Below are 17,009 nucleotides of genomic sequence, written 5' to 3' on the forward strand. Positions count from 1 at the left end.
CGTCAAGCGAGAGATCGGCACGAAAACCGGTCTATTTTATTCCCTTTGCAACCAGTTCGCTCTCCAGACATTAAGTGGTCCAGACAGGAGAGAGCGACCATGATGATTATCGACGATTGGCTGGAAGACCGGATCTACGAACACCGTTTCAATGAACTGGAAAGCAGTGACGCGGCCGAATTTGCGATGTTGGGAGGCATCATCCGAGCGCAAGCCGTCGCCGCCGGTTATCGTATTGAGGTCCTGGAAAGCGCGTGCGGCGGCGATATTCCAGCCTACCTTCTGGCGCAGCACTCGGCCATGGTTCAACGCCTAAAGAAGCCGCAGCCGGCGATGGCCTAGGGACAGGCCTGCGACCGGGCAATGGAACAAAGATCTTGCTTTACTCCAGTGCTGCTGACACTTCGAAACGCGCCGGCATAGCTTTTCAGGTGCCGCAATGGTTCGTCAGCGCGTGTTGGGCAGCGCGGTTAGCTAAGAGCTACGCCTTTCGCCCGGAGCAAAGGCCGACCTGGATGGGTTATCAGCGGCTTTCGACGGGGCAGTCGCGTGAACTTTTGAAAACCGATCGGGCCTTTTTTGGCGCGACAGCATCGCTGAGATATTCGCGCCGCCTGAAATAGCGCGATGACTAAGCCTCCTCACTTCCGACGGAAAAAGTCTGTTGAAGGCGATGTCTGGATAAGCAATCGAGAGCGAATAAGCTATATCACGCGGCCATGAGCCATACTGCCGATGATCGCCGTGCCATTTTTGACCGCATCCGCACCAAGGCATCAAATGCCGGCCTGAAATTCGAAGACGACCCGCTCTTTTTGGAATGGGTCGAGCAATGGATAGCAGGCGAAATGGAGACTGGAGAATTGCGAAGCCGCTATCTTCGGCTGGTCCACGAGCAGGAGCAGGAACGCAAGCGGTTACGTCAGCGCGGCCAGACCAGCACTCTTTGAACAGCGAAATTGCCGCTTGGGCATCGACAGCAGAGGACTGGCGAAGGGAAAGACCGATACGGGCCGCATCTGGACCTATGTCCGGGACGATCGGCCCTTCGCAGGCACCTCACCGCCGGCCGCAATTTACTATGCCTCGCGAGATCGACGGCAGGAGCATCCAGAGCGCCACTTGAAGACCTTCACCGGCATTCTGCAGGCGGACGCTTATGGCGGCTATAATCCGCTGTTCAAGGCTGATCGCGATCCAAATCCGCTAAGGCAGGCGTTTTGTTGGGCACACTCGCGGCGCAAATTTTTCCTGCTCGCCGACATCGCCGCAAACGCCAAGCGTGGAATGAACGCCGCTCCGATCTCGCCTATGGCGCTCGAAGCCGTCAAACGGATCGATGACCTGTTTGATATCGAGCGGGAGATCAACGGGTTTGACGCCGATCAACGCCTGGAACGTCGTCACAACGAAAGTCTGCCGCTCGTCGATGATCTGCAGGTCTGGCTTCAAACCGAGCGGGCAAAGCTGTCACGCTGCGAGCGCGGGCGTCGAGAACGCCATCGCTACGGCCAGCGCAAGATATTTAAGCTTCATCTGGAAGTCCCTCTCCATAGCCATGATTAGCAAAAGGTAAATATGCATGAAGAGGAAGAGGAGTCCAGAATAGGCAAGCCTACATAATTGACGATAGGCAATTGCCGTCGATAAAAACGCTGAAAATTTGAATTTTTATTCGGTCATGAGATCTTTATTTGGAAATTAAACACATATGTCCGTCGCAGAATTACAGAGGCATGCTTTAATCCGCCCACATCGAAGTGTATAAAAAATCATCAAAAGACTATATGTTAGGCTTTCCGCGCAAAACGATGCTTATTGTCGCAATATAGATTCTCATCAATCTGGCCTGATACGTTCCCGATGGCTGGAGCGCCGCACGAGACCGAACGGGATCGCAAAACAACAAAACCCGGCTGAGGGCCGGGTCTTGAGGGCTAGGCACACTTCTAAAAGGAAGTATTACGGTAATGTAAACATGTATTGTTTTGGGTCAATAGAAAACGCAACGAGATAGTGAGTCAATCACGCATTCTCTCGCCCGTCGAGCACGGACCTCGGTGCTGCAGCCTTACGCAATAAAGGCAGCGCATGACGATAACCCCCTCCATTGACAAAGGCGCTCATCGGACCCGTCCACCTTAGAGCCTCGTGAAGGGGGCAGGCTTTGACATTCCTGAGTGATAAGAACCGAGCCGAGCGAGCCGCCGAAGCGTCTTGATGCGCAAACGGGATTTTCTTCTCACTTTACCTTCCTCCGGCCAATTCCACCAGATCCCGAGCGCTACGGCGGCAGAACATCGAGCGCGGCCTGACTGCCAGCACGATCGCAAGCAATAGAACGCACATCACAGGCGCAATGACGTCCAGAAGAATTCGTGTGGACCGGCTTGCCTATGGCCCGAACGAACCGCGAAGCTGGCGGGCTGGCAGTCGCGCGCCAACCTTTTAGTCGACGTTGACGGGCAAAACCAAGAACCAGGGAAATACAGGGCCCCCACCAGCGCCGAAATAGACGCGACTGAAATCGGCGCTAACCACGTAACGCAAGAAGCCGTGATTCCAATTTTTCCCTCACCTTTACCAATACTTTTACGCATTCATGCAAAAACTCGGGAAGAGGCGGATAATCGTATGAACTTGTGGGCTCAACTTCTTCCAAACCTTGCAATCGTCGCAATAACGACGGTCATCTGGGCACTTGCGCGAAAGTCTGTGGATCGCTTCAGCGCGCGATTTCAAAAGGCAGCATTTGGCCTACTCATGGCTGCTGGCGTCTTCGCCACAATGAGCTTCCCGTTCGAGTTCATACCGGGTGTCTTTCTCGATTCACGTTACACGCTGCTTGCGATTGCCGGATATTTTGGCGGCCCATGGGGTGCGGCACTTCCCTTGGTCGTTTCCCTCGTCAAGCGGCTCTCCCTCGGCGGCCAAGGTATCGAGACGGCAATTCCGATCATCCTTGCCGCAACGCTTGGCGGCCTCGGGATCAGATATCTCTTCCGACGTGATATCGCAAAATTCCGGGCCCTGCTGCTCCTGGCACCCATGGCTGCGTTAAGCGGGGTCGCGGGCTTTTATTATCGCTTTCCGATGGTGATGTGGGCCAAGATCACCAGCGAGACAAGCGGTCCACTTGCCTTGGTCATTGCGCTGACGACCATTCTCGCCGGCGCCGCGCTGATCCATGAGTACCGCCTTGAACGCGACCTCAATCTGGCGCAGCGTCGACTTACAGATGCCGTCGAGAACATGGCCGATGGGCTGGCGATCTATGACAAAGAGGGTCGGCTCGCCTTCCACAACAGTCGCTACCACGAGATATTTCCAGCGACAGCAGATGTCCGCGTTCACGGAACTCCGCTGATTTCCATCCTGATGACCGCCTGGGAACGTGGTGAGGAGGCGGCGCCGGAAGAGGAACGTCATGCGGTTGCGAAAAGGATCGTGGGAGATCTGGGAAAGCCTGCTGACCGCCTGTTTCGCCTTGGTGATGGTCGCTGGATCTCGGCCCGCCAGCGCCCGACCGACGATCATGGAACTGCCGTGCTCTATTGCGACGTGACGACGAAAATCGAGCATGATGCCCAACTTACGGTGCTCAACGAACAGCTTTCGAAACTGGCTACCACGGATCCCTTGACGGGCCTTGCAAACCGGCGACTGTTCGAAGAGCAGCTCAAGCTTGCAGGTGAACAGGCGGGAAGAGGCAACCTTCAAGTGAGCCTGCTGATGATCGACGTCGACTTCTTCAAGTCGTTCAACGACGCCTACGGACACCGGGCAGGCGATAACTGCCTGCGGGCGATTGCCCAGACGGTTTGCGACGTATTTTCCTCCATGCCGAATGCAACAACAGCACGCTACGGCGGCGAGGAGCTAGCGGTCATTTTGCCGGGTGTCGGCGCAGGACAAGCTATGGCAATGGCGACGCTCCTTATTGCGAATGTGCGTTCTCTTGGGGTTTTGCATCCCGTTGCCCCAGATGCCATTGTGACTGTCAGCGTCGGTGTCGCCACCTCCACGGCTGACTTCGATCTCGAGGCTGAGCTCGTCCAGCAGGCCGATCACGCCCTGTACGAAGCAAAGGCAAGCGGCCGAAATTGCGTACGACAATACGCTCTCTCGAATTTGGGAGGGATGAACGCGAACGGATGAAAAGACGATGTCGCATCGCCACCCTTGAAGCGATTTACCGCTGACATCTGGATTTATGGTGCACAACGCGGAGCGGTCGAAAAAGCCCGACCCGTCAGTCCCACCCCATCATATCTTCGGGAAATTGTCGGTGGGGAGACAAATGCTCGCAAGCAAAAACGATGAAGAGCATCGGAGAAATCAGCATAGAGGCGACCGCAAGGGCGTGATTTCGGGAATTCTCGACACGTTCCGGTCGGATTGGCCGCAGCCGCAGGAGGCTTAGCAAAGCGCCGCGGCAGCAGAAGCCGGGACCGACTGCGCCCGTCCGGTACGTTCCGCTTCAGGCATCCCTCGTGTCGTTCTTCAAAACCGTCATCAGGCTTTCATTATCGCAGCAGCCCGTCGAGATCGAACGCATCCCAACCAGCAAGCTTTGCGTCCGGGTCCTCGGTTTTCTCTCGAGCGGCCTTCTTTTGCTTGCCTGCTTTTTTCAAGGATCGCGTCAGCTTCGCCTGATAGGCGGCCCGACGCCGTTTTTCGGCTTTGGCCTCCGCATCCTCTTCTCGCCACTCGTCCACGGCTCCGCGATCAAGCAGGTCCTCAACGACCTTCGGATCAAAGACATGAAATGTGATTTTCCGGGCGCGCCCGGCCAGACGAACAGTCCTCGTTCCGGCACTGGGCAGACGCCCGTCGGCAAGCCAACGATGCCGTTCACTGGTCTTGATGGTGAGGATATCCTGAATTTCGCGCGGGATCACCGGAAGGGTGTCGGCCTCCGCCACCGTTCTGGCGATGACGGCCGCGGCGGCATTGAAGGCGGCCTTCTCCCTTGCAGGCATGACCAGCGTAACCTCTGTGCCTTCGAGGATGACGGACTTTTTCGATGACGCGGAGAGCCGCGCCTGAATTTCCTGCAGAATGCCTTTCGCACGCACGGCTGAGCCCAGCGTCGCTGCCGTTGGGAGCGCCCATGTTTTCAGAAGCTCTATCTCTGTTTTTTGTTTGTTCGGCATGCGTTTTAGATGGGATGTTCCACGATCCTCTTCAACGCGTCTCAGGAGCATTCTGCTCCACCTACCGGCGTGAAACAAACGATGAGGCCTGCAAAAGTACGAAGGTACGAAATGACTTTGCAGCGGCGCCGCTGATCAACGAGGCGACATGCACCGAAGCCGCCCGCCGCCGGCTCCAGCATAGGTGTCGCTGACGGCATCGTATTTCATTGTGTAGCGGGCCGCGCACCATTTGATGTGCCTAACCTCATCCGGTGTAAGGACCGATGCCTCAGTGGCTGTCGCCTCCTGGACGTCTCCGGCATAAGCTGAAACAGCTTGCTGTCGGCTCGCCTGTGTCCCGGCCTCCTCCGGCATCCGCAAAGCGTAGGCTGGTGCCTGGAAAGATCCCAGGAAAACCGAGCCGAAGAAAGCGATTGAAGCGAATTTTGCGACCGTGGACATAAACGACACCAGATGATTGTTCGTCAAAGCAACGGTATTTCCAGGGTTTTCGTTCCATTCCGCGCATTTTCTGGCGCGAGCGATGCATAGGCTCAACCGAATGGGCGAAAGAATGCCATCACGACGAGGGCGGTTATGATCACGATCGCAATGCGCTCGATCCAGATTCGAAGCGCCGGTCGGGCTCTGCTCCGGTTCACGCAGTCATAAACGAATTGTGCGAGCGTTTCGAATGGACCCATCGACTGGATTACCGGAGCCAGCGAGCAGCGGCGTCGGCACTGTTTTCCGGGCTGGTGTTGAACGCGACAGGCGTTCCTGGGGCCGTGCGAATGATCGTGTTCAGGATCATCTCAAAGAGTATCAGGTTTGGTGGGGGAATGCGGATCCCACCGCCGATCACGATACAGTCCCACGCACTCGCAAGCGAAGCAACAACATCGGCCTGCGCGGTCTCCGGACGGAGCGAGCAGAAGCCCGCTTCCCATCCTCGGCTGCGCATGTCAGCCATCGTCTGTTCGATGCCGGCTGCGATCTTCTCGTGGGTGATCCCGCGAGGCAGGGACGGATCGGTTATGTCGACGGCATCGGGATGGATACCGATGAGCAGCACGCGGGTCATAGGCCTTCTCCTCTCCATTCTACCGGAGATGGGGCAGGAGGAAAGACGGTCAACCTCGATCGTAGACCGATCGGCAGGCCGGAATCCCGGGCCGACGGAACTTCGCCCGCCCAAGAGGGTTTATGGTGTCATGGATGCTCATACGACGGAAATCGACCGGTTGAAGAATGCGCTCGAAATCGACGAAGCGCTCATCCACGCCCTCTATCTTCGACTGAGAGCAGAAATCGAAACCCGCGAGGCCATTATCGACGCCGCCGCCCATGGTGCGGCTCCAGAGGTTCTGGAAGCGATGGCGACCGATCCCGTGCCGGTCATCGACGAGTTCGGACGCAAGAAAACTGTGGCTGGGCTCCTGAGCGCATTCAAACGCTCGCGCACTGGGCTGCGGGACGACATCCTCGACATCGGTCCCTGAGCAGCGCCATGACGGAAAAGCTTTCGACCTATAGAGGCAAGCGCGACTTCAGGAAGACGACAGAACCATCAGGCGCTGTGACCATCCAGCCTTCGAAGCGCTTGCGATACGTGATCCAGAAACACGACGCCACACGGCTGCATTATGATCTCCGGCTGGAACTCGACGGTGTGTTCAAGTCCTGGGCGGTAACCCGCGGACCCTCGCTTGACCCGGCCGATAAGCGTCTCGCGGTGGAGGTCGAGGATCATCCTCTGGATTACGGCGATTTTGAAGGCACGATCCCAAAGGGTGAATATGGCGGTGGAACCGTCATGCTCTGGGACCGTGGTTACTGGGAGCCGGAAGGCGCTCTCTCTCCGGAACACGCGCTGAAGAAAGGCGACCTGAAGTTCACCCTCGACGGCAGTCGCCTGAAGGGAAGCTTCGTCCTGGTACGGATGAAGACGGATCGAGACGGCGGCAAACGGACAAACTGGCTGCTGATCAAGCACCATGACGAGCATGCCATGGGCGAGAAGGGTGACGCGATCCTGAAACGCGAGACGACATCCGTGGCCTCGGGCCGCGACATGCCGGCGATCGCGTCCGGAAAGGGGCGCAGACCAAGACCCTTCATGCTGAGCGAACCTGCCATTGCCGCCGACGCCGTGTGGGATAGCAGCGATGGACTGGCAGCGGAGGCACGCCAGGCCACAAAGCGGAAGACAGCCGCCGAAAGCCCGCGGCAAGGGAAGGGCGCAATGCCAAAATTCATCCCGCCCCAGCTCTGCAAGTCACAGGACCGCCCGCCGCTTGGTCGCGGATGGCTGCACGAGATCAAGTTTGACGGATACCGGATCGAGATGCATTGCGAAGATGGCAGGATCCGCCTGCTGACGCGCAAGGGCCTGGACTGGACGAAGCGCTTCAAGAAGATTGCAGCTGATGCCAGCCACTTGCCAGATGCCATCATCGACGGCGAGATCTGCGCGCTCGACGAAAACGGCGCACCTGACTTTGCGAGCCTCCAGGCCGCTTTGTCGGAGGGCAAGACGGAAAGCCTTGTTTTCTTCGCTTTCGATTTGCTTTTCCACGATGGGGAGGACATTCGCAAGCAGCCGCTGACTGAGCGGAAATCCAGACTGGAGAGCCTTCTTCAAGTTGCCGAAGCGGGGAAAAGCATCCGATATGTCGATCATTTCGAAACAGGAGGCGATGCGGTCCTGCGATCCGCCTGCCGGCTCTCGCTTGAAGGCATCGTTTCGAAGAAGGCAAATGCCCCCTATCAATCGGGACGCAGCGATAGCTGGGTGAAGTCGAAATGCCGTGCGGGCCATGAAGTTGTCATTGGCGGATATGCTACCAATCAGGGCAGGTTCCGGTCGCTTCTGGCGGGCGTCTACCGCGATGGTCACTTCATCTATGTCGGACGGGTCGGGACCGGTTTCGGTGCTGACAAGGCAGCAATGCTGACGGGAAAACTCGAACCATTGGCGCGCGCAAACAGTCCGTTTACCGGCATTGGGGCGCCAAAAAAGACTCCTGATATCCATTGGGTCGAGCCTGAACTGGTGGCGGAGATCGAGTTCGCGGGCTGGACCGCAGATGGACAGGTTCGCCAGGGCGCCTTCAAGGGGCTGCGAGAAGACAAGCCCGCGGAAGACGTGACGACGGAGCGTCCTGTGCCTCCCGATCAGGATAGGCCGGACGCGAAGGAAAGCGCGAGGTCGGAGTTGAACCGGGTGTCTAAAGCAAAGGCATCTCGAAAGAATGCGAAGGCTGAGGTCATGGGCGTCCTGATCTCTCACCCGGATAAGGTCCTATGGAACGATACCGATCCTCCCGTCACCAAGGAGGATCTCGCGCTCTATTTCCAAGCGGTCGGCGGGTGGTTGATCGAGCATGTCCGCGGCAGGCCCTGTTCCGTCGTCAGGGCGCCGGACGGCGTCGGTCACGAGCAGTTCTTCCAGCGCCATGCCATGCCTGGCACCTCCAATCTCCTCGAACTCGTGGAGATCTCGGGAGACAGTAAACCCTATCTACAGGCAGATCGTATCGAGGGACTGGTTGCCCTTGCCCAGGCGGGTGCGCTTGAACTCCATCCGTGGAACTGCGAGCCGGAGCAACCCGAAATACCGGGTCGATTGGTCTTCGACCTCGATCCGGGGCCAGACGTCGATTTCACTACGGTCATCGACACTGCCCGCAACCTTCGCGACAGGCTTGATGGGCTCGGACTGGTCGGATTTTGCAAGACGACCGGCGGCAAGGGACTGCATGTCGTCGTGCCCCTCAAGACCGGGCGCGGAAAGTCGCCCGGATGGGAGGAGGCGAAGGATTTTGCGCGGCGCGTCTGCGAGCAGATGGCTGAGGAAAAACCGGACCTCTATCTTATCAAAATGGCGAAGAAGCTTCGAAACGGCCGCATCTTTCTCGACTACCTGCGCAATGACCGGAAGGCGACGGCCGTCGCCCCGCTTTCACCGCGGGCGCGCCCCGGAGCACCCGTCTCCATGCCGTTGACCTGGACACAGGTGAAGGCCGGGCTCGATCCCATGCGGTTTACGGTGCAGACCGTGCCAGCACTCATCAAAAAAAGCGGCGCCTGGAAGGACTATGGCAGTTCGGCGCGTCCGCTTGCGGCGGCAATTCGGAAGCTGGGATGACGCCAAACAGGTCCGCACTGCAGAGCTCAAGGACCACCGAGGACCACCCTCAGCTCGCCTTCTTTTTACCCTGATCCCGCTCGAGGCTTTTCCTCAGAGCATCCATGATATTGACGACGTTCGAAGCGGGCGCAGCCTCGTCCTTTTTCGACTTTGGCTTCTTTCCGCGTTTCATCGAGTTTTTCTTTTCATCGATGAGCCCGAGCAGCGCTTCCTGGATGGGGTCGCTCACCATTTCTGGTGACCATGTTTTTGTCTTCTGCTTGATGAGCTTGCGCACGGCTGGAAGGGCATCTTCTTCCACCTTGTCATCGATCTCACTGAAATATTCGTCTTGCGGCCGCACCTCGTCGCCGAACCTCAAGGTCCAGAGGATAATGCCATTGTCCCGTGGCTTCAGGACAACCGCGCGCTCTCGACGGCCGATCACGAGCTTTGCGACACCGACAACGTCGGATGCCTTCATTGCCTCTCTCATCACCGAGAACGCCTCGTCGCCGACCTTGTTGCCCGGCACGAGGTAGTGCGGTTTCTCGAGATAGATCCAGGGGATAGAATCCGCGGGCACGAACTGGCCGATATCAATCGTCTTGACGGTATCGAGCGCAACCGCGTCGATCTCATCTTCGGTCAGCGCGACGAAATCGTTTTCGCCGCGTGCATAGCCTTTGCCCTGTTTTGAATCCGGGACCGGCTTGCCCGTGACCGAGTCGACATATTGCGACATAACACGGTTGCCGGTTTCCTTGTTGATCGTGTGGAACCTGACCTTCTCGCTTTCGGACGTCGCCGACATCATCTCGACGGGGCATGTGACGAGCGACATTTTCAGATAGCCTTTCCAGTACGGACCGATTGCCATTGTCGCGTCTCCTTATCCGGCCTTGCGCTGCTGAGCGGGCTTCGATGCGGCGGACTTCGCAGCCGTTTTGCGCGTGCCGGACTGCTTGCCATTTTCCGTGTCGGTATTGGCTGCAGCCGGCTTGTTTTTCCCTTCGGATTTCTTTGCCATTCCGGCGCTTTCGCGAAGAGCCGCCAGCAGGTCGTTCGGTTTGGACACGGTCACCTTCTTGCGTTTCGGGACCGCTCTCCCCTCAATCTTCGCCTTCACGAGATCGGCCAACGCGTCCTCATAACGGTCGTCGAAGGTGGCGGGATCGAATTTGCCCATCTTGGTGGCGATGATGTGCCTGGCAAGATCGAGCATCTCGCCTTCGATTTTCATCTTCGGCACGCGTTTGAACGCCTTTTCTGCGGACCGGACCTCGTAATCATATTGCAGCGTCGTGGCGATCATGCCCTTGTCATGCGGGCGAATGAGGACGGTTCGCATACGGCGAAACAGGACGGCATGGGCAATGGCGGCGACTTTGTCTTTCGTCATGGCTTCACGAAGGAGAGCGAAGGTCTCGTCCGATACCTCGTCCGGAATAAGGTAGTACGGCTTGTCGAAATAGACGTCGTCTATGCTGCTGCAGGAGATGAAAGCATCGATGTCCAGGGTCTTGTCACTCTCTGGAATGGTGGCTGCAATCTCTTCCGGATCGATCAACAGATAGTGGCCGTTCTCGAGCTCGAAGCCCTTCACCTGCTCTTCTCTCTCAACGGGCTTTTCTGTCTCGCTGTCGATGAAGACCCGGTTTAGGCGATTGCCCGACGCGGTGTTGATGAGGTTGAACGAGATCCGGTCCGAGGTCGAGGCAGCGGTATGGAGTGCTACGCCGCAGCTCACTTCGCCCACCTTCAGGACGCCTTTCCACTGTGCACGATGCGCTGCCATCAGCTTCCTCCCGATCCCTGAGACACGATTCAAGATCCGGCGCGGCGATTCGTTCCGGCTCGAAGCGAATCAAATTCCAAAGATTTGGAGGCGTTGAACCGAAATTTGGCAGACGGAGCCTCCCGCAACGTCTGCCCGGCTAGAACGAAAGCCAAAAAAACGCAACGATGGCACGCGTTGCGAGTTTCGGTCTGATCGCACATGCAGGAGATCCATTTATGGCAGGCAGCACCATCACGATCCGCGCCAATTTCGAAACGCGTGAAGCAGCAGACCTCGCGGTCGAGCATCTCGTGAAGCAGCTCAAGATTTCGAGGCCAGACGTTTTCATCCGTTCGGTCGAATTTGAGAACACGACTGGCTCAAAAGCCTAGGGTGACGACACCGCGCATCACGATATCATTCGCGAAGACGCACCGCTTGCCGGTGACGCAGTCGCAGACGATGCTGGGGGGCGCCGTGCAGCGCGCAGTTTTGCGCGTCGTCGATACGCCCGGCATCAAACAGCTTGCCACCAAGCTGTTCGTATCTGGTGGTGACGATTTCGACCTTCCGGACTATGGCACGTCGCCACCATAGTGCAAAAGGCGGGCATTGCAACACGGCCCCTCATAAATAAATCATTGGAACTTCTAGGTTTTCCGCGTGTTTCCGTTTCACCCAACAGGAGGAAACACCAATGAAGAAAATAGCAATCCTTTCCGCCGGACTGTTCCTCGCCGCGTCGGCAGCATTTGCCCAGAGCGGAACTCCGAGCACATCCCAGACCACGCCTGCGGTCAACACCGAGCACAATCCCGGGGCGCCGGTGGCGGGCAAGAACAGTTTCACCGAAGCTCAGGCGAAATCCCGCATCGAAGAGGCAGGCTACAAGGACGTGGCCGGATTGAAGCTCGACGATCAGGGCGTGTGGCGCGCCACCGCTTCCAAGGATGGCAAGCCCGGCGACGTTTCCCTCGACTTCCAGGGTAATGTGACGCTTGCCAAGTAACACATATAAAAACGATAACGGAGGAATTCCCATGAAGACCACGATCACAGGACTTTATGACAGCTACGACGATGCGAAGAGGGCCGTGAAAGCTCTTGAAGACGCGGGCGTGTCGTCTGACGATATCAGCATCGTTACCAACAAGGCGAATGGTGATGTGGACGTCGAAGGGCAGGGGAACCGGGCAGGCGAAGGCGCCGGTACCGGCGCCGGTATCGGCGCTCTTGCCGGCGGCGCAGGCGGCCTGCTTGCCGGACTCGGCATGCTCGCCATTCCGGGCGTTGGCCCGGTTGTCGCTGCCGGCTGGCTTGCCGCCACGGCGGCTGGTGCAGTTGCGGGCGCGGTTGCAGGTGGTGCGGTCGGCGGGATCGTTGGCGCTATGGTCGAATCCGGCGTGCCCGAGGAAGACGCGAATTTCTACGCGGAAAGCATTCGCCGTGGCGGCTCTGTCGTGACGGCGCGCGTCGAAGAGGACCATCTTGCATCTGCCGAAACAATCCTCAGCAATTCGCCGCGTGTCGACATCACGGCCCGTCGTGCCAGCTATGCCGAACAGGGCTGGACCCGTTTCGACGAAACGGCAGATCCTTACACCGCTGAACAGATCGCTGCAGAACGCGATCAGTATCGTCTTTGATCTGCTCCGGTTGCAGCCAGAAATACGCCTCGCAGTCTCTGCGGGGCTTTTTTACGCCTACCGGGGATGTGGGGGCTACGGGCCGGATGCTGGATCGGCCTGCGGACCAGATGTGAAAACCTGATGCGGCTTGTTACGCACCGGTGGCGTCGCCCGCCGACCAGCACTTGCACTCGGAGGTCTCGGTCCGCCGATAGGTTTTGAAACCCATTTTTTCGTAATATGCGAGAGCGACGGCGTTGTCGGTTGCGATATAGGCCTCGATTTTCGCGAGGCCCGCATCGAGCGCAGCGCGGCGGGTCACCTCAAACAGCCCTGTCCCAATGCCCGATCGCGCAGCATTTGGCGATACATGGGTTCCGATTATTCCCCAGCCGGTTGGGGTCCCATAAGGATTGCCTTCTGTCGACCGGATCAGTGATTGAAAGCCCAGCAGGCGTCCTGCGTCATCTTCGGCAAGAGTGCATAAGATCCCGGCCGGGTGGTCGATATAGTGGTCCTTGACGAACAAAGCATCGGATCGAGCCGTCCGTCTTCCGGCCATGACCAGCTGATCGAGCATTGCGCTCATTGCAAGCGCGTCTGCCATGGTTGCTGTCCTCGTCCGCATCCGTTTTCCCTTTGATCGCCCAAGCAAGCCGACCAATATCGGAAGCTCGGGAAAACCGATGATATGCAATCTCGACCTCGAAAAGCCAGTGCCGAGGGGGCATATCCGGAAAGCGGGAGGTTTGATCTATCGACGTGCTGCAACGCGGGGTCGTGTGGCATCGACATCGCGCTCACGGTCGATCCATCGCATGACCGGCGTGACCGCAATACCATGCAGAATGATGGACATCAGGATGATGATGAACACGGTTGACCAGACGACCTCGGCTGACTCGAAGGTTGCCCGAGTGGAGGCGTAGGCGAGATAGTAGATGGAACCGATACCGCGAATGCCGAAGACCGATACGATGATCTTTTCCGCCTGCGGGCGAGGACAGCCGATGAGACTCGTCCAGGCGGCAAGTGGACGGATAATGGCAAGCACGATGATCGCCACGGCAATGATGCGCCAATCGGCATGGGCAAGCAATGTACCTTCCGCAAGGACAGATCCGAAGCAGACAAGCAGAACCATGGTCAACAGCCGCTCGATCTGCTCTCCAAAGTCATGAAGCTGCCCGTGATAGGCGCTTTCCCGCTCGACGCTGCGTAATGTCAGGGCCGTGACGAACACAGCCACGAAGCCGTACCCATGGACGAGTTCAGTCGCCCCATAGGCGATGCAGGTGAAACCAAGCGCCGCCAGCCCGTCTCCCGTGCGGGCGATACGGCCGACCTGCGGAACCTTGAACGTCAGATAGCCCAGTATCTGACCGACAATCCATCCCATCCCGACGCCTGCCACCAGTTTCCATGCCACGTCGACGAAAAACCAGTGTCCAATCCAGCCTGAAATATCGTTACCCTTGTTGGCAATCGCAATTGCTGCCAGGACGAACGGAAAGCTGAGGCCGTCGTTGAGGCCAGCCTCTGACGTCAGAGCGAAGCGGATGTCATCTTCCTCTCCTGTTTGTGGCGGGCCGACCTGGATGTCGGAAGCAAGCACCGGATCGGTTGGCGCAAGGGCTGCCCCCAGAAGAAGGGCTGAAGCAGCGCCCAGACCAAGAAGGCTCCAGCCGAGCAAGGCGATGATGCCGATGGATATCGGCATGGCAATCCCAAGCAGACGCCAGGTCGTTGCCCATTGCCGCAACCCCAACGGCCGATCGATCTTGAGGCCAGCGCCCATCAACGCCACAATGACGACGAACTCCGTCAGGTGCTCGGCGATTCCACCATTCTGGAGAGGATTCATGTGGGGCAGGGGTGTAAAGGGCGACCATGCCAACAGCATGCCGATGCCAACGCAACAGATCGGCAGTGAAAGCGGCAGCCGCCGCAGTGCCATCGGCAACCAGGCTGTCAGCAGGACGACCACACCAAAGATGAAAAGGGTGATGACGTAGCTGTTCACCCCGCCCTGCTTTCTGAAGCGCCCGCCGCTTCAAGCCGAACCGGGATAGCTTTGCAGGCGGGCGTTTTGGACAGTTCGTCATGATGGTCAATAGCGTTCAGTATGTTGCATTCAGGGTAGTAGCCGGCGATCGTGCCGCTCGGAAGTGCGTGCCGTCTCACCGTCAGGCCGGCGAGTTCACGACGCGTACCATCCTCGAAATCGCTGACCAGCGTGACGCTGTCGCCCTCCACGAGGCCAGCAGCGAGGATGTCGGCCTCGCACATCAGCACGACATCACGTGTACCTTCGATACCGCGAAATCGATCGGAATAACCATAGATCGTCGTGTTGAACTGGTCGTTGGAGCGGATCGTCATCAACCTGAAGCGACCATCCGCATCTGCGAAGGAGAGCGAATTGAGCCGATCTGGCGTCGTGAACACGGCCTTATGCTCTGGCGTCTTCCAGACACGCTCGTGTGCACTGTTGCCACGGTAGAAGCCGCCCGGCTGGAATAGGCGGGCATTGTAGTCCTTGAAGTCCTTCGGGTAGCTGTATTCGATCAGCTCGCGGACGAGACCATAATCGCCGGTCCATTCGTCCCATTTCAGCTTCGGAGAAGGGGCCAGCGTCGCCTTGGCGATGCCCGCGACGATTGCAAGCTCGCTCTTCAACGCCTTCGATGCCGGGGTTCGCCTTCCGACGCTTCCGCTGATATGCGAGAAGCTGTCCTCCGTCGTCACCGACTGATTGCCGGTCGCTTGAGTGTCGATCTCGGCCCGCGACAGGCAAGGAAGGATATAGGCGGTCCTTGCCGGAAACAAATGGCTGCGGTTGAGCTTCGTGGAGACCATCACCGCAAGATCCTGCGCGGCCCAGACCCGCTCCATCTCCTTCTGGTCGGGAACGGCCCGCAAGAGATTGCCGCCGAGGCTGATAAAGGCCTTGATGCTTCCATCCATCAGTCCCTTGACCGCATCGACGATTGTCGTTCCGTCCTTCGTTGGCGGGTCGAAGTCGAACAGTTCGGTCAGCTTCTCCATCGGGATGAGCTTGGTCTTTTCTGCGATGCCGACCGTGCGCTGCCCCTGAACGTTCGAGTGACCGCGTACCGGACAACAGCCTGCTCCCTCACGCCCGATATTGCCGCGCAGCATGAGGAGATTGACCACCATGGCCACATTCAAAGCGCCCTGGCTATGCTGGGTAAGGCCCATGCCGTAGACACCGATGACATTCTTCGCGCCGATATAAACGTCGCCGGACCGCCGAAGGTCCGCTTCCGACAGGCCACTCTCATGCTCGATAGCGGACCATGCTGTAGCCCGCACCATATCGATGAACGTATCAAAGCCGGTCGTGTGTTCTTCGATGAAGGCGACGTCGAGAACGCGCTCGCGCCCTTCGACGATCGCCAGATCGTCAACCTCGATCACATGTTTGCAGATGCCGAGGATCGCCGCGATGTCTCCGCCGGCCTTCACCTGATGATACTGGTCTGAAATCTGCGTCTCTCGTCCCGTCAGCATATCGATGGGATTTTGCGGATTGACGAAGGATATCAGGCCTTGTTCGAGGATGGGATTGAAGGTTACGACCCTTGCACCGCGTTTCTTTGCCTCTTGCAAAGGGTGAAGAAAGCGCGGGCTGTTCGATCCGGGATTTTGCCCAAAGAAGAAGAAGGCGTCGGCCTTTTCGAGGTCCTCCCAGACAACGGTGCCGACCGGGGAGCCGATGACCTTCATGAGGCCGACAGACGTCGTTTCGTGACACATGTTTGAACTCTGCGGCAGGTTGTTATTACCAAAGAGCCGGGCGAGCAGGGCGTAGAGATAGGACGCTTCGAGACCAGCATGGCCGGACGAGTAGAAGACGACACTCTCCTTTTCGAGGCTGTTCAGAACCTTGGCAATCCCCTCGAAGGCCTCATCCCAGGTCACCTCGACATATCGGTCGGTGCCTGCATTATAGAGAAGCGGATGCGTCAGCCGCCCGGTCTTTTCCAGGTCGTGGTCCTTCCAATCTCGAAGTTCCGACACGGTGTGACCGTTCCAGAAATCCGGCGTGCAGCGATGCGATGTCAGGTCCCACAGGGTGGCCTTGGCGCCATTCTCGCAAAACTCGAAGGGATGATAGTTGACGGGTTTCGGCCATGCGCAGGACACGCACATGAAACCGCCGGGCTTGTTCTGTCGAGAAAGCGTCTCGAGAGCCGCAGGCGTCGGCCAGCTTTCACCGTAGATACTGGCAATGCCCTTCAGTGATCCCCAGCCACCGGACGGACCCTCGGCTTCTGGGTTCGGGATTTGGTCGGCCATGGTCTTCG

14 protein-coding genes and 2 pseudogenes are annotated in these 17,009 nt (G+C 58.1%); 9 read left to right on the top strand and 7 right to left on the bottom strand.

Annotation, left to right across the window (positions count from 1 at the left end; genetic code table 11):
- Positions 1 to 99: 99 nt before the first annotated feature.
- The 4 genes and pseudogenes from FHW37_RS31470 to FHW37_RS31485 all read left to right on the top strand — a co-directional run bounded on the left by FHW37_RS31470 (position 100) and on the right by FHW37_RS31485 (position 4,158).
- Positions 100 to 342, top strand: a complete 243-nt coding sequence (locus FHW37_RS31470; RefSeq protein ID WP_145643508.1) for a hypothetical protein — start codon at positions 100 to 102, stop codon at positions 340 to 342.
- A gap of 377 nt (positions 343 to 719) precedes the next feature.
- Complete coding sequence (locus FHW37_RS31475) at positions 720 to 950, top strand: hypothetical protein (RefSeq protein ID WP_145643509.1); 231 nt, start codon at positions 720 to 722, stop codon at positions 948 to 950.
- 37 nt (positions 951 to 987) lie between these two features.
- A pseudogene (locus FHW37_RS31480) lies at positions 988 to 1,476 on the top strand (IS66 family transposase); the annotation flags it as partial.
- A gap of 1,158 nt (positions 1,477 to 2,634) precedes the next feature.
- Complete coding sequence (locus FHW37_RS31485) at positions 2,635 to 4,158, top strand: diguanylate cyclase (RefSeq protein ID WP_145643510.1); 1,524 nt, start codon at positions 2,635 to 2,637, stop codon at positions 4,156 to 4,158.
- A gap of 368 nt (positions 4,159 to 4,526) precedes the next feature.
- On the opposite strand, the gene FHW37_RS31490 is transcribed toward FHW37_RS31485, so the two are convergent.
- The gene (locus tag FHW37_RS31490) at positions 4,527 to 5,156 is read right to left on the bottom strand and encodes a hypothetical protein (RefSeq protein WP_145643537.1); all 630 of its coding nucleotides are present in this window, start codon (positions 5,154 to 5,156) and stop codon (positions 4,527 to 4,529) included.
- Positions 5,157 to 5,850: 694 nt separating this feature from the next.
- Complete coding sequence (locus FHW37_RS31495) at positions 5,851 to 6,222, bottom strand: hypothetical protein (RefSeq protein ID WP_145643511.1); 372 nt, start codon at positions 6,220 to 6,222, stop codon at positions 5,851 to 5,853.
- 130 nt (positions 6,223 to 6,352) lie between these two features.
- On the opposite strand from FHW37_RS31495, the gene FHW37_RS31500 reads away from it, so the two are divergent.
- Positions 6,353 to 6,640, top strand: a complete 288-nt coding sequence (locus tag FHW37_RS31500) for a hypothetical protein (protein WP_145643512.1) — start codon at positions 6,353 to 6,355, stop codon at positions 6,638 to 6,640.
- An 8-nt stretch (positions 6,641 to 6,648) separates the two neighbouring features.
- On the top strand, positions 6,649 to 9,288 hold the full coding sequence (gene ligD, locus FHW37_RS31505) for a DNA ligase D (RefSeq protein ID WP_145643513.1): 2,640 nt from the start codon (positions 6,649 to 6,651) through the stop codon (positions 9,286 to 9,288).
- Positions 9,289 to 9,337: 49 nt separating this feature from the next.
- On the opposite strand, the gene FHW37_RS31510 is transcribed toward ligD, so the two are convergent.
- Both FHW37_RS31510 and FHW37_RS31515 read right to left on the bottom strand, forming a co-directional pair.
- Complete coding sequence (locus tag FHW37_RS31510) at positions 9,338 to 10,150, bottom strand: Ku protein (RefSeq protein ID WP_145643514.1); 813 nt, start codon at positions 10,148 to 10,150, stop codon at positions 9,338 to 9,340.
- Between the two features lie 12 nt (positions 10,151 to 10,162).
- On the bottom strand, positions 10,163 to 11,071 hold the full coding sequence (locus FHW37_RS31515; RefSeq protein ID WP_145643538.1) for a Ku protein: 909 nt from the start codon (positions 11,069 to 11,071) through the stop codon (positions 10,163 to 10,165).
- A 215-nt stretch (positions 11,072 to 11,286) separates the two neighbouring features.
- On the opposite strand from FHW37_RS31515, the pseudogene FHW37_RS33840 reads away from it, so the two are divergent.
- The 3 genes and pseudogenes from FHW37_RS33840 (at position 11,287) to FHW37_RS31525 (ending at position 12,696) form a co-directional block, all read left to right on the top strand.
- Positions 11,287 to 11,607: pseudogene (locus FHW37_RS33840) on the top strand (hypothetical protein).
- Between the two features lie 140 nt (positions 11,608 to 11,747).
- Positions 11,748 to 12,059: a PepSY domain-containing protein gene (locus FHW37_RS31520; RefSeq protein ID WP_145643515.1), complete on the top strand. Its 312-nt coding sequence runs from the start codon at positions 11,748 to 11,750 to the stop codon at positions 12,057 to 12,059.
- A gap of 31 nt (positions 12,060 to 12,090) precedes the next feature.
- Positions 12,091 to 12,696: a general stress protein gene (locus FHW37_RS31525; RefSeq protein ID WP_145643516.1), complete on the top strand. Its 606-nt coding sequence runs from the start codon at positions 12,091 to 12,093 to the stop codon at positions 12,694 to 12,696.
- 133 nt (positions 12,697 to 12,829) lie between these two features.
- On the opposite strand, the gene FHW37_RS31530 is transcribed toward FHW37_RS31525, so the two are convergent.
- The 3 genes from FHW37_RS31530 to FHW37_RS31540 all read right to left on the bottom strand — a co-directional run bounded on the left by FHW37_RS31530 (position 12,830) and on the right by FHW37_RS31540 (position 17,001).
- Positions 12,830 to 13,285: a GNAT family N-acetyltransferase gene (locus FHW37_RS31530; RefSeq protein ID WP_246691027.1), complete on the bottom strand. Its 456-nt coding sequence runs from the start codon at positions 13,283 to 13,285 to the stop codon at positions 12,830 to 12,832.
- A gap of 147 nt (positions 13,286 to 13,432) precedes the next feature.
- Positions 13,433 to 14,701, bottom strand: coding sequence for a cation:proton antiporter (locus FHW37_RS31535; RefSeq protein WP_145643517.1), 1,269 nt, complete (start codon positions 14,699 to 14,701; stop codon positions 13,433 to 13,435).
- Positions 14,698 to 17,001, bottom strand: a complete 2,304-nt coding sequence (locus FHW37_RS31540) for an FdhF/YdeP family oxidoreductase (RefSeq protein ID WP_145643518.1) — start codon at positions 16,999 to 17,001, stop codon at positions 14,698 to 14,700. Before FHW37_RS31540 ends, FHW37_RS31535 begins: the two co-directional genes overlap by 4 nt.
- Positions 17,002 to 17,009: the final 8 nt, after the last annotated feature.

Source organism: Neorhizobium alkalisoli (genome assembly GCF_007829835.1).
GTDB lineage: Bacteria > Pseudomonadota > Alphaproteobacteria > Rhizobiales > Rhizobiaceae > Neorhizobium.

Excerpts from the sequence above, each read along its gene's own strand:
- FHW37_RS31470 (WP_145643508.1), top strand. The coding sequence starts at position 100 with ATGATGATTATCGACGATTGGCTGGAAGACCGGATCTACGAACACCGT.
- FHW37_RS31475 (WP_145643509.1), top strand. The coding sequence starts at position 720 with ATGAGCCATACTGCCGATGATCGCCGTGCCATTTTTGACCGCATCCGC.
- FHW37_RS31485 (WP_145643510.1), top strand. The coding sequence starts at position 2,635 with ATGAACTTGTGGGCTCAACTTCTTCCAAACCTTGCAATCGTCGCAATA.
- FHW37_RS31490 (WP_145643537.1), bottom strand. The coding sequence starts at position 5,156 with ATGCCGAACAAACAAAAAACAGAGATAGAGCTTCTGAAAACATGGGCG.
- FHW37_RS31495 (WP_145643511.1), bottom strand. The coding sequence starts at position 6,222 with ATGACCCGCGTGCTGCTCATCGGTATCCATCCCGATGCCGTCGACATA.
- FHW37_RS31500 (WP_145643512.1), top strand. The coding sequence starts at position 6,353 with ATGGATGCTCATACGACGGAAATCGACCGGTTGAAGAATGCGCTCGAA.
- ligD (WP_145643513.1), top strand. The coding sequence starts at position 6,649 with ATGACGGAAAAGCTTTCGACCTATAGAGGCAAGCGCGACTTCAGGAAG.
- FHW37_RS31510 (WP_145643514.1), bottom strand. The coding sequence starts at position 10,150 with ATGGCAATCGGTCCGTACTGGAAAGGCTATCTGAAAATGTCGCTCGTC.
- FHW37_RS31520 (WP_145643515.1), top strand. The coding sequence starts at position 11,748 with ATGAAGAAAATAGCAATCCTTTCCGCCGGACTGTTCCTCGCCGCGTCG.
- FHW37_RS31525 (WP_145643516.1), top strand. The coding sequence starts at position 12,091 with ATGAAGACCACGATCACAGGACTTTATGACAGCTACGACGATGCGAAG.
- FHW37_RS31530 (WP_246691027.1), bottom strand. The coding sequence starts at position 13,285 with ATGGCAGACGCGCTTGCAATGAGCGCAATGCTCGATCAGCTGGTCATG.
- FHW37_RS31540 (WP_145643518.1), bottom strand. The coding sequence starts at position 17,001 with ATGGCCGACCAAATCCCGAACCCAGAAGCCGAGGGTCCGTCCGGTGGC.